9 protein-coding genes and 1 tRNA gene are annotated in these 11,805 nt (G+C 71.8%); 7 read left to right on the plus strand and 3 right to left on the minus strand.

Features of this window, described 5'->3' with window-relative positions; all coding sequences use genetic code 11:
* Positions 1-88 precede the first annotated feature (88 nt).
* The 6 genes from leuE (at position 89) to ACFY0X_RS12370 (ending at position 9,191) form a co-directional block, all read left to right on the plus strand.
* Positions 89-739, plus strand: coding sequence for a leucine efflux protein LeuE (gene leuE / locus ACFY0X_RS12345; RefSeq protein ID WP_387752625.1), 651 nt, complete (start codon positions 89-91; stop codon positions 737-739).
* A gap of 81 nt (positions 740-820) precedes the next feature.
* Positions 821-897 (plus strand) — tRNA-Thr (locus ACFY0X_RS12350).
* Positions 898-1,115: 218 nt separating this feature from the next.
* Complete coding sequence (locus ACFY0X_RS12355; RefSeq protein ID WP_387752628.1) at positions 1,116-3,737, plus strand: RICIN domain-containing protein; 2,622 nt, start codon at positions 1,116-1,118, stop codon at positions 3,735-3,737.
* A 129-nt stretch (positions 3,738-3,866) separates the two neighbouring features.
* Positions 3,867-6,377, plus strand: a complete 2,511-nt coding sequence (locus tag ACFY0X_RS12360) for a non-reducing end alpha-L-arabinofuranosidase family hydrolase (RefSeq protein WP_387752631.1) — start codon at positions 3,867-3,869, stop codon at positions 6,375-6,377.
* Between the two features lie 328 nt (positions 6,378-6,705).
* Positions 6,706-7,608 (plus strand): ABC transporter ATP-binding protein, encoded by a 903-nt coding sequence (locus ACFY0X_RS12365; RefSeq protein ID WP_387752633.1) that lies wholly within the window; start codon positions 6,706-6,708, stop codon positions 7,606-7,608.
* Positions 7,605-9,191: a hypothetical protein gene (locus ACFY0X_RS12370; RefSeq protein WP_387752636.1), complete on the plus strand. Its 1,587-nt coding sequence runs from the start codon at positions 7,605-7,607 to the stop codon at positions 9,189-9,191. Before ACFY0X_RS12365 ends, ACFY0X_RS12370 begins: the two co-directional genes overlap by 4 nt.
* 192 nt (positions 9,192-9,383) lie before the next feature.
* Here the strand turns inward: ACFY0X_RS12370 and ACFY0X_RS12375 are convergent, their stop codons facing one another.
* The 3 genes from ACFY0X_RS12375 to ACFY0X_RS12385 form a co-directional block, all read right to left on the minus strand.
* The gene (locus tag ACFY0X_RS12375; RefSeq protein WP_387752638.1) at positions 9,384-9,956 is read right to left on the minus strand and encodes a TrmH family RNA methyltransferase; all 573 of its coding nucleotides are present in this window, start codon (positions 9,954-9,956) and stop codon (positions 9,384-9,386) included.
* Positions 9,953-10,597 carry a class I SAM-dependent methyltransferase gene (locus ACFY0X_RS12380; RefSeq protein ID WP_387752641.1) on the minus strand — a complete coding sequence of 215 codons (645 nt, stop codon included), beginning with the start codon at positions 10,595-10,597 and terminating at the stop codon, positions 9,953-9,955. The genes ACFY0X_RS12375 and ACFY0X_RS12380 overlap by 4 nt, the downstream gene beginning before the upstream one ends.
* A gap of 162 nt (positions 10,598-10,759) precedes the next feature.
* Positions 10,760-11,299, minus strand: coding sequence for a carboxymuconolactone decarboxylase family protein (locus ACFY0X_RS12385; protein WP_387752644.1), 540 nt, complete (start codon positions 11,297-11,299; stop codon positions 10,760-10,762).
* Between the two features lie 223 nt (positions 11,300-11,522).
* Between ACFY0X_RS12385 and ACFY0X_RS12390 the strand changes: the two genes are divergently transcribed.
* The gene (locus ACFY0X_RS12390; protein ID WP_387752647.1) at positions 11,523-11,723 is read left to right on the plus strand and encodes a hypothetical protein; all 201 of its coding nucleotides are present in this window, start codon (positions 11,523-11,525) and stop codon (positions 11,721-11,723) included.
* Positions 11,724-11,805 lie beyond the last annotated feature (82 nt).

The following is an 11,805-nucleotide window of genomic DNA, read 5'->3' on the forward strand; positions in this document are numbered from 1 at the left end:
TCCGACTGGTGGTTTTCACTTCAACCGATCACCGGTGCGACGTTACGATGAGCGCCCCCTGCCACCCTCCCCTGCACCGGAGCCCATCGTGCTCGGAGTCAACGACCTGGCGACGTACGTCCTCGGCGCCCTCGTCATCATCCTGCTGCCCGGCCCCAACTCCCTGTACGTCCTGTCCGTCGCGGCCCGCAAGGGCATCCGCACCGGCTACCGGGCGGCGGCCGGCGTCTTCATCGGCGACCTCACCCTGATCAGCCTCACCTCGCTGGGCGCGGCCTCCCTGCTCAAGGCCAACCCGGCGGTCTTCGCGGTGGTCAAGTTCGGCGGCGCCGCCTACCTGCTCTGGATCGGCTACGGCATGCTCCGCGCCGCCCGCCAGCTCTGGCGCGAACGCCGCACCGCGGCCGACCCCACCGCCGAAGCGGCTGCCGAATCGACCGAGAACCCCTTCCGCCGCGCCCTGGTGATCAGCCTGCTCAACCCGAAGGCGATCCTCTTCCTGCTCTCCTTCTTCACCCAGTTCGTCGACCCCTCCTACGGGCAGCCCGCCCTCTCCTTCGTCCTCCTCGGCGGCATCCTCCAGACCTTCAGCTTCCTCTACCTCTCCCTCCTGATCTTCGCGGGCACCACCCTCGCCACCGCCTTCCGCCGCCGCAAGCGCCTCTCCGCCACCCTCACCAGCGGCGTCGCCGTCCTCTTCGCCGGCTTCGCCGCCAAACTCGCCGTCTCCTCCGCCTGACCACCGCCCCCACCACCCCGTTACGGATCACCCGCGAACCTGTGTAGACTGGCCCGCGTTGCCACCACACACGGCAGCGGTGCCGCCTTAGCTCAGTTGGCCAGAGCAACGCACTCGTAATGCGTAGGTCGCGGGTTCGAATCCCGCAGGCGGCTCCATGTGAAACCCCAGGTCAGCCCTCTGACCTGGGGTTTCTTGTTTTGGTCGGCCTTGGATCCCGAGCCGGGGAGCGGCGTGCTCGGCGTCGGAGCGGCAGGGGCGAGAATTCTTCCGGCGCGCGGCAACCTTTGCGGCGTCGGCGACCACTGGGGAGCAGGTCCGGGCGGTACCGGGCCCACGCCTCTCTCGTGATCAGTCGCAAGGAGAACGCCTACCCATGAGCAACCCCACGAGCGGTGGGCGCCGCGGGCGCCACCGCCGTCGCTGGAGCGCCAGTGCTCTGCTGCTCGCCGTACCCCTCGCCGCCGGGGCGTACCTGTTGACGCAGGAGGACTCCCGGGCCGCGGTGGTCGAGGACGGCGCCTTCTACCGGCTGGTCTCGGTCCGCAGCGGTCAGGTGCTGGACGTCAACGGCTTCTCCACCGCCGACGGCACCCGCATCCAACAGTGGACCGAGCAGAACACCGCCAACCAGCAGTGGCGGCTGCGGTCCACCAGGGGCGGCTACTACGAGCTGGTCAACCGCAACAGCGGCAAGGTGCTGGGCATAGCGGGCGACTCGACCGCCCGGGGCGCGGCGGCCGAGCAGCAGACGGACAGCTCCGCCGCCTCCCAGGAGTGGCGGATCGACACCGTGAGCGGCTCCGACGCGGTCACCTTCACCTCCCGCCGGAGCGGTCAGGCGCTGGACGTCTCCGGGTACTCCACGGCCCGGGGCGCGCAGGTCATCCAGTGGCCGGGCACGGGCGGGGCCAACCAGCAGTGGAAGCTGGTGAAGTCGGGGGACGCCCCGGCCGCCGGGAACGGCTCGTACACGTGGCGCAACGCCCCGGTGGCGGGCGGCGGTTACGTCACCGGCCTGGTCTTCAACCAGAAGGAGAAGGGCCTGCTGTACGCGCGCACCGACATGGGCGGCGCGTACCGCTGGGACCCCGGGGCCGAGCAGTGGATCCCGCTCACCGACTGGGTCGGCGAGAAGGACTGGAACCTGCTGGGCATCGAGTCGCTGGCCACCGACCCGGTCGACCCCGACCGGCTCTACCTGGCGGCGGGCACCTACACCAACGACTGGGCCGGTAACGGTTCGATCCTGCGCTCCACCGACCGCGGCCGCACGTTCCAGCGCACCGACCTGCCGTTCAAGCTGGGCGGCAACGAGGACGCCCGCGGGGCGGGCGAGCGCCTGGTGATCGACCCCGCGAACCACGACAACCTGCTGCTGGGCACCCGCAAGAACGGCCTGTGGCGCAGCACCGACCACGGTCAGACCTGGAACCAGGTCTCCTCGTTCCCGGTCAAGGACGGCGCGAGCTTCGGCACCGGCATCTCCTTCGTGACGTACGGCCCGGCCGGCAGCAACACGGTCTACGTCGGCGTCGCCGACAGGTCCACCAACCTGTACCGGTCCACCGACGGTGGCAACTCCTGGCACGCGGTCTCCGGGCAGCCCACCGGCCAGGTTCCGCAGCACGGTGTGCTCTCCGGTGACGGCTCGCTGTACCTGACGTACTCCGACAAGCCGGGGCCGAACGACGTGACGGCGGGTTCGGTGTGGAAGTACACCACCTCCGGTGGGGCGTGGAAGAACATCTCGCCGTCCCAGGGCGGCTACGGGTTCTCCGGTCTGGCCGTCGACCCGCAGAAGCCGTCCACGGTGATGGTCACCACCCTGGACCGCTGGTGGCCGCAGGACGAGCTCTACCGCTCCACCGACGGCGGTGCGTCCTGGAAGACCCAGTCCGACCGGTCCGAGCGGGACGCCTCCCTCGCCCCTTACCTCGGCACCGGCATCGGGCACTGGATGACCGCCCTGAGCATCGACCCGTTCGACTCCGGGCACGTGATGTACGGCACCGGCAACGGCATCTGGGCCAGTAGGGACGCCAACGCGACCGACAACGGCGGCACCAGCCACTGGACCGTCGGAGCCCGCGGGCTGGAGGAGACGGCGCTGTACGACGCGGTCTCCCCGCCCGGCGCCGTCGCCCTCGTCACCTCCATGGGCGACCAGGGCGGCTTCGTGTACGACGACCTGACGAAGCAGCCCACCGGGCGGCTGGTCAACCCGACGATCCACAACAGCACCTCCGTCGACTTCGCCCAGTCCAACCCCTCGCTGGTGGTGCGGGTCGGCAGGGGCGGCGAGCAGGACGGCGCCCTCTCCACCGACGGCGGCCACACCTGGAGCGGCTTCAAGGGCGAGCCGGTGGCCAGCGCGGACAGCGGCCGCATCGCGATCGCGGCGGACGGCTCCAGCTTCGTCTGGACCGAGGCCGGCCAGGCCCCGTACCGCTCGACCGACCGGGGCGCGAGCTGGACGAAGGTCAGCGGCCTGGGCAACGACGCCGAGGTCGTCGCCGACCGGTCGACCGGCAGCACCTTCTACTCGCTGTCCAACGGCACGCTGTACGCCAGCACCGACAGCGGCGCGACCTTCTCCGCCCGCGCCCACAACCTGCCCACCGGCAAGCTCAGTGCCGTCCCCGGCATCGCGGGCGACCTGTGGATCTCCGGCGGCGGCAAGGGCCTGCTGCACTCCACCGACGGCGGCCGCACCTTCACCACGCTGAGCTCGGTGCAGTCCGCCTCCGGTCTCGGGTTCGGCAAGGCCGCACCCGGCGCCTCCTACCAGGCCCTGTACCTGATCGGCACGGTCAAGGACGTCGCCGGGGTCTTCCGCTCCACCGACCAGGGCGCCACCTGGGTCCGCGTCAATGACGACGCCCACCAGTGGGGCAACTTCGCGGGCATGGGCATCATCACCGGCGACCCCGACACCTACGGCCGCGTCTACATCGGGACCAACGGACGGGGCCTCCAGGTCGGCGACCCCTCCTGACACCCGCTCACCAGCGGGGCCACGGGTGCGCACCTGCCCGCGGCCCCGCCGTGCCGGCCGGCCTTCACGATCACCGCGAATCATTTCCTCGGCCGCGGCAACCTTTTCCCAACCGACGGCAACTGACGGATGATCTGGGCCCTGAACGGGGCCCATCGCCGGAGGGACAATCCGTTGGCAGAACAGAACCGCGCTCACCGCCGCCGCAAGCCGACCCGTCGGGTGGTCGCCATCGCCCTGGCCGTCGCCGCCGTGGGCGCCGCCGTACCGCTGGTCGCCCAGGCCGCGCTCACCCCGGACGCCGCCTCGCCGACCACGCTGGGCGAGGCGGCGTCCGCCGCGGGCGGCCGCTACTTCGGCACGGCCGTGGCCGCGGGCCGGCTCGGCGACCAGACGTACACCGGCATCCTCGACCGGGAATTCAAGATGATCACCCCGGAGAACGAGATGAAGTGGGACGCCGTCGAGCCGTCCCGCGGCTCGTTCACCTTCCGTGGCGCCGACGCGATAGCCGACCGTGCCGCCGCGCACGGCCAGCGGCTGCGCGGCCACACCCTGGTCTGGCACTCCCAACTGCCCGGCTGGGTCGGCGCCATCAAGGACGCCGGCACCCTGCGCGGGGTGATGAACCAGCACATCACCCAGACCATGAGCCACTTCAAGGGCAGGATCTACGCCTGGGACGTGGTCAACGAGGCCTTCGCCGACGGCGGCAGCGGCCGACACCGCAGCTCGGTGTTCCAGGACGTGCTGGGCGACGGCTTCATCGAGGAGGCCTTCCGCACCGCGCGGAGCGTCGACCCCGCTCCGAAGCTCTGCTACAACGACTACAACATCGAGAACTGGAACGACGCCAAGACCCAGGGCGTCTACCGCATGGTCAAGGACTTCAAGTCCCGCGGCGTGCCCATCGACTGCGTCGGCTTCCAGAGCCACTTCGGCAACGGCGGCCCGCCCGCCGGCTTCCAGACCACGCTGGCCAACTTCGCCGCGCTCGGCGTCGACGTCCAGATCACCGAGCTCGACATCGCCCAGGCCTCCACCACCGCGTACTCCAGTGCCGTCCAGGCCTGCCTCAACGTCGCCCGCTGCACCGGCATCACGGTGTGGGGCATCCGCGACAGCGACTCCTGGCGCACCGGTGAGAACGCGCTGCTGTTCGACGACAAGGGCAACCGGAAGCCCGCCCACGCCGCCGTCCTCGCCGCCCTCGGCGTCGCCGGGGGAGGCGGCAAGCCGGGCTCCGAGATCAACTCGGGCACCGTCTACACGATCTCCGCGGTGGCGGCCGAGGGACGCGTCCTCGACCAGCCCGCCGGGTACAACGGCAACGGCACCCCGCTCCAGGTGTGGGACGCCAGCGGCGCCGCCAACCAGCAGTGGAAGGCCACCAGGAACGGCGACGGCTCGTTCACACTGACCAACGTCGCCAGCGGCCGGGTGCTGGACGAGCCGGGCAACCGGACCGCCAACGGCACCAAGCCGCAGATCTGGGACTCCAACGGCGGCAGCAACCAGCACTGGAAGGCGAGCCGGAACAGCGACGGCTCGTACACGCTGACCAACGTCGCCAGCGGCCGGGTCCTGGAGACCCCCGGCAACCAGACCGCCAACGGCACCCCGGTCCAGATCTGGGACTCCTGGGGCGCGGCCAATCAGCACTGGAACCTGAAGCCGACCGGCTCGGCGGCCCCGACGCCCGCGCCGACCCCGACGACCCCTGCGGCGGGCGGCACCTGCGCCCTCCCGTCCACGTACCAGTGGAGCTCGACGGGTGCGCTGGCGCAGCCCGCCAACGGGTGGACCTCGGTGAAGGACTTCACCAGTGTGACGGTGAACGGCAAGCACCTGGTCTACGCCTCGAACGCGAACGGGTCCTCGTACGGCTCGATGGCGTTCAGCCCGTTCACCAACTGGTCCGACATGGCCTCCGCCAAGCAGACCGGGATGAGCCAGTCCGCGGTGGCGCCCACCCTGTTCTACTTCGCGCCCAAGAAGATCTGGGTGCTGGCGTACCAGTGGGGCCAGTGGCCGTTCGTCTACCGCACGTCGAGCGACCCGACCAATCCCAACGGCTGGTCGGAGCCGCAGCCGCTGTTCACCGGCAGCATCCCCAAGTCGAGCACCGGGCCGATCGACCAGACCCTGATCGCCGACGACCAGAACATGTACCTGTTCTTCGCCGGCGACAACGGCAGCATCTACCGGGCCAGCATGCCGATCGGGAACTTCCCGAGCAGCTTCGGCTCCTCCTACACGACCGTCATGAGCGACACCACGGCCAACCTCTTCGAGGCCCCGCAGGTCTACAAGGTCAAGGGCCAGAACCAGTACCTGATGATCGTCGAGGCGATGGGGGCCGGCGGCCGCTACTTCCGCTCCTTCACGGCCACCAGCCTGAACGGCTCCTGGACCCCGCAGGCCGCCTCCGAGGCGAACCCGTTCGCGGGCAAGGCCAACAGCGGAGCCACCTGGACCAACGACATCAGCCACGGCGACCTCGTCCGCGAGAACCCCGACCAGACCATGACCATCGATCCCTGCAACCTGCAGTTCCTCTACCAGGGCAAGTCCCGCGACGCGGGCGGTGCCTACGACCAGCTGCCGTACCGCCCGGGTGTCCTCACCCTGAAGCGCTGAAGCACCGCAGACACACGGACGGCCGATTAGCCCGCGGGCCGGGCGGCCGTCCGCCGTCGACCTGTCGGAGGCCCGGGTCATCTGTCGATGACCCGGGCCTCTTGCGTTGGCGGGGTTGCCGGTCGAGGTGGGGCGGGGCGGCTGGGCCGGGGCTGGCGGGGTTGGGCGGGGCGAAACTCTGTCCTTGGTCCAACGGGATATCTGCCGAACGGCAGATGGCAGGAGGCCGGGGATCGGTGAGGCTACCGGTGGGCCCGAGGGGCGGGCCCGGTTGCAGCCTTCCGGAGGGTGCGGTGGTTCGGTGAGTCGGGGCGGGGAGACGGGGAGCATGCTCGAACTGGTGGGTGTCACCAAGGTCTACAAGGGCGGCAAGCGGGCCGTCGACGGCATCACGATGCGGCTCGGGCCGGGGATGGTGGGGCTGCTGGGGCCGAACGGGGCGGGGAAGTCGTCGTTGATGCGGATCGTGGCGACGGTCACCCGGCCCACGGGCGGGCAGGTCCGGTACGAGGGTGTCGACGTGGTGGCGGCGCCGGACCGGTTGCGTCGGGAACTCGGGTACCTGCCCCAGGACTTCGGGGTGTACCCGAACCTGACCTCGCGGGAGTTCCTGTCCTACCTGGCGGCGGCCAAGGGGATCGGTGCCCGGTCCGCGAAGGCCCGGATCGACGAGCTGATCGAGTTGGTCAACCTGACCGAGGCGGTCAAGCGCCCGCTCGGCGCGTACTCGGGCGGCATGCTACGGCGGGTCGGCATCGCGCAGGCGCTGCTGGCCGACCCCAGGGTGATCGTGGTCGACGAGCCGACCGCCGGGCTGGACCCGGAGGAGCGGGTGCGCTTCCGCAACCTGCTCAGCGAGCTCGCGGCCGAGCGGGTCGTGCTGCTGTCGACCCACATCGTCTCCGACGTGGAGTCGGTCGCCTCCGACATCGCGGTGGTCGCCCAGGGGCGGCTGCTGCGCCGGGGCGCGCCGGAGGAGCTGCTCGGGGAGATCGACGGGCAGGTGTGGGAGGCCGTGGTCGATCCGGGCGAGGTGCCGGCCGCGCAGGCCCGCCACGTGGTCAGCCGGATGGTGCGGACGGGGAACGGCGTACGGCTGCGGGTGATCGCCGCCGGGCGGCCGTGGGCGGACGCCGTCCCGGTGACACCCGATCTGGAGGACGCCTACCTGGGCGTCATCCGGGGAGCGGGGGAGCGGGGCCAGGCCGGGCAGCGGGCGGTGAGCCGGTGATCGGGGGGCTGGTGATCGGCGACTTCCGGGACCGGGTGCGCCGGCCGGTGTACGCGGTGACGCTGCTCGCCGCAGTCGGGCTCGGCTACCTGGCCGTGCCGGACGCGGGCGGCCATTGGACGATCATGGACGTGGGCGGTAACCGGGGCGTCTACAACAGCGCCTACGTCGGCGCGGTCACCGCGCTCGCCGGTGCGCTCTGGCTCACCTTCGGCGGCTTCTACGTGGTGCGCAGCGGCATCGCGCGGGACGTGACGACCGGGGTCGGGCAGATCCTCGCCGCCGCCCCGCTGTCCACCTCGCGCTACCTGGTGGGCAAGTTCCTGAGCAACCTGCTGGTGCTCGCCTCGATGGTCGGCACGCTGGCCGGCACGGCGCTGCTGATGCAGCTCGCCCGCGGTGAGGACCGCGCGGTCGATCCGCTCGCCCTGGTGGAGCCGTTCCTGCTGCTCTCGCTACCCGTGATGGCGCTCGTCGCGGCGGCGGCGCTCCTGTTCGAGACGGTGCCGCCGCTGCGGGGCGGTTTCGGGAACGTCGTGTGGTTCGTGCTGGCCATGGTGCTCGCGATCGGCGGGCAGTCGGCCTCCGCGCCGCTGGACGGCCTCGGCGTGCACCAGGTCGCGCGGTCGATGGGCACGGCGCTGGAGGCCCAGCGCGGGACGGCCGACCTCGGGCAGTTCAGCCTCGGCCTGACGAAGGTCGACAGCCCGCTGGGCACCTTCCGGTGGGACGGTCTCGAGGTGTCCTCCGGGTTCGTCCTCGCCCGGCTGGCGCTGTTCCTGGCGGCGTTCGCGGTGGCGTTGCTGCCGGCCCTGTGGTTCGGCAGGTTCGACCCCGCGCGTGGCTCCGGTGCCGAGGCGGTGGCCGAAGCGCCGTACGGGTCGGACGGGGCCGAGCCCGCCGGGGCGCGCTGGGCGACCGCGCCGGGCGCACTGCCGCGGACCACACTGCCGCGGACCGTACCGCGGCGGGCCGGGGCGTTCGGCCGGCTGCTGGCGGGCGAGGTCCGGATCCTGGTGCAGGGCGTCTCCCGCTGGTGGTGGCCGACCGCAGCCGCGCTGACGGTGGCCGGGTTCGTGCTGCCGATGAACGCCGTCACCGGCCTGCTGCTGCCCCTGGTCTGGCTGTGGCCGGTCCTGGTCTGGTCCAGGCTCGGCAGCCAGCAGGTCGAGAACGGCCTGGAGGTGCTGCTCGGCGCCTACCCGTCGGCCCGGCGCCGGCTGCTCGCCGAGTGGGCGTCGGGGCTGGTGCTCACGGCGGTGACGGGCGTCGCCCCGCTGATACGCATGCTGGTGGCGGGGGACGGCGCGGGGACGGCCAGTTGGGTCGGCGGCGCGCTGTTCGTCCCCTCGTTGGCCATGGTGCTCGGCGTGGTGAGCCGGAGCCACCGGCTCTTCCAGGCGGTCTACCTGCCGCTCTGGTGGGTGCTCGTCAACAACGTCGCCGCGGTCGACTTCATGGGGGCGGTGCGCGTGGGCGGCAGCCCGGCCGGTCCAGGGCCGCTTCTGGTCGGAGCGCTGTCCGCGGCGATGCTCGCGGTGGTGTTCCTGGTCGGCGCCGCCCGACGGAACGTCAAGGACTGAGTGGGGAGGGGGCCGAGGGCGGAGTCGAGGGGGAGTCGGCCGAGGAGGAGTTGGCCGAGGGCGCGGTCGCGGGCCGAGCCACGCGAGCCGAGCACGGGGCCGGCGTCACGGGCTGGTCGAAGCCGGGAGCCCGAAGCCGGGAGCCCGGGTCATCGGCGGACGACCCGGGCTCCCGTGGAGACAGAGGAGGTGCTACTCGTCGTCGCCGAGGTCGCCCGCGAGGTCGCCGTCCGGGGTGCCGCTGATCGCGTAGCCCTGCCGGCGCGCCTCGTAGCAGGCCACCGTCGCGGCCGCCGAGACATTCAGCGAGCCGACCCGGCCCAGCTGCGGCACGAACACCACCTGGTCGCACAGGGCCAGCGCCTCGGGCGTGATCCCGCGGTCCTCGTGGCCGAGCACGAAGGCCACCGCCGGGGTCAGTCCGGCGGCGAACATCGGCACCGCCTCGTCCGCCAGCTCCAGGCCGACGACCTTGAAGCCGTCCGCCTTGGCCGCCGCGACCGCCTCGGCGACGGTCGGGAAGTGCTCCACCTTCAGGTACTTGTCGGTGCCCATCGCGGCCTTCTGCGCACCGGAGGAGCGCACCGACGGGGTGTCCCCGGTCAGGTACAGCTTCTCCGCGCCCATCGCCGCGCCGGTGCGGACCACCGAGCCGACGTTGAACGGCGACTGGAGGTTCTCCAGGATCATCGCGAGCCGGAACTCGTTGCTGCGCCGCCACGAGCGGTGCAGACGCTTCAGTTCGGTCCCGCGCAGCTGCTTCACGTCGTCGTACCTCGTCCACTCTCGGAGCCCTCGCCCACCTCGGGGCGGGGCCGCGCTTCCAGAATCCGCACCCCGTTGACCGACGTGACCCGGGTGGTCGGGTAGCCCTGCTCGTTCAGCCACTTCTGGAGCGAGTCCGAACCCAGGTGCTTCTGCACCACCAGGAACGCCGAGCCGTCCGGGGTCAGCCGGTCGAGCCAGTGCGTGAGCAGGCGGCGCAGCGCGGCCTTGCCGATCCGGATCGGAGGGTTGGAGTAGATGGTGGCGAAGCGGACGTCCTCGGGGACGTCGTCGGGCAGGGCGGCCTGGACGTTGCCGAGCCCCAGCGCCTCGGCGTTCAGCCGGACCAGCTCCAGGGCGCGCTCGTTGACGTCCACCGCCCAGACCGGGAGGCGCTTGCGACGGCTCGCCCAGGTCAGCGCGATCGGACCGTAGCCGCAGCCGATGTCCAGGATCGGACCGCGCACCCGCGGCTGCGGGGCGTGCTCCAGCAGGATCCGGGTGCACGGGTCGAGCCGGCTGCGGGAGAACACCCCGGTGTCGGTGGTCAGTTCCAGGGTGAGGTCCGGCAGGGAGACCGTGATCGGCCGGCGGTCGCTGGCGACCTCGGGTGCACCGGTGAAGTAGTGCGAGCCGGACATGATTTCCCCGTCGTTCGTATGGGCCTCGGGGCCACCGGGTGGGTGTGGGTTAGCCCTTCGTACGGCACCGATCGTACCCCGGTGGCCTGGACGGCGGTCCGGGCGCCGATCCGGGCGCCGGCGGAGCCGGCGCTGCCCGGCGGCGACCCGGACGGGGCGCGATCAGGCAGTGCCGGGGGTCTTGCGGGTGGCCACGTTGATCCGGTTCCAGGCGTTGATGGTGAAGCAGACCGAGATCAGCTGCGCCAGCTCGGCCTCCGCGAAGTGCGCGGCGGCCCGGGCGTACACCGCGTCCGAGACGCCGCCGCCGATCCGGGTGATCTCCTCGGCCAGCGCCAGGGCGGCCCGCTCGCGCTCGGTGTACACCCCCACCGGGGCCTCCGGCCAGACCGGCAGCAGGTAGATCCGCTCGTCGGTCTCGCCGGCCTTGCGGGCGTCCTTGGCGTGCATGTCCAGGCAGTACGCGCAGCCGTTCAGCTGCGAGGTGCGCATCTGGACGAGCTCGACCAGGGCAGGGTCCAGGCCGTCCCGGGCGGCGGCGTCCAGGGCGATCATCGCGCGGAACACCTTGGGGGCGGTGCGGGCGTAGTCGAGGCGGGCGGGAGCCGCGACGGCGTCGGCGGTCCGAGCGGCCTCGGCGGTCCGAGCGGCCTCGGCGGTCTGCGGGAACTCGGTGGTCAGGGTGTTCTCGTTCGTCGTCATGGCTATGACCCTAGGCGCGGAATGCACCCCGTCCATGGGTCATTGAGGGTGCTTTTTCACGGGTCAATCGAGCGGGCATGCGAGGCACCGGCCAGGGTATCCGCAGGAGGCCCGGCAACACGCCGGAGCGCCGTCGGCACTTCGCGTCCCGGCGCCGGGCGGCGGATACTGCCAGTACGCCAGCCGGGCCCGTGAAGGCCTCCGAACAGTGAGGACGGATGCCATGCCGCAGGAACAGCACGAGGAATACCTGATCGAGGAGACCGCCGAGACCGTCGAGCCCGACGAGAAGGCGGCCGAGGGCGACACGTACGACGTGGTGGCCGAACGCCTGGCCGTCGGTGCGGACCCCGCGACCGACGTCGCGGACGTCGTGGAGCAGACCCGGGCGGTCCGCCACGACGAGGAGGAGTACCGGGAGTAGCCGGTGGGCGCCGGGTCCGGTCCACGCCCCGGGCCCCACGCCCGGAGCCCCGACGCCCCGGCCACCCGGCCCCCCGCAGTCC

It is taken from the genome of Kitasatospora sp. NPDC001547 (genome assembly GCF_042894165.1).
Classification (GTDB): Bacteria; Actinomycetota; Actinomycetes; order Streptomycetales; family Streptomycetaceae; genus Kitasatospora.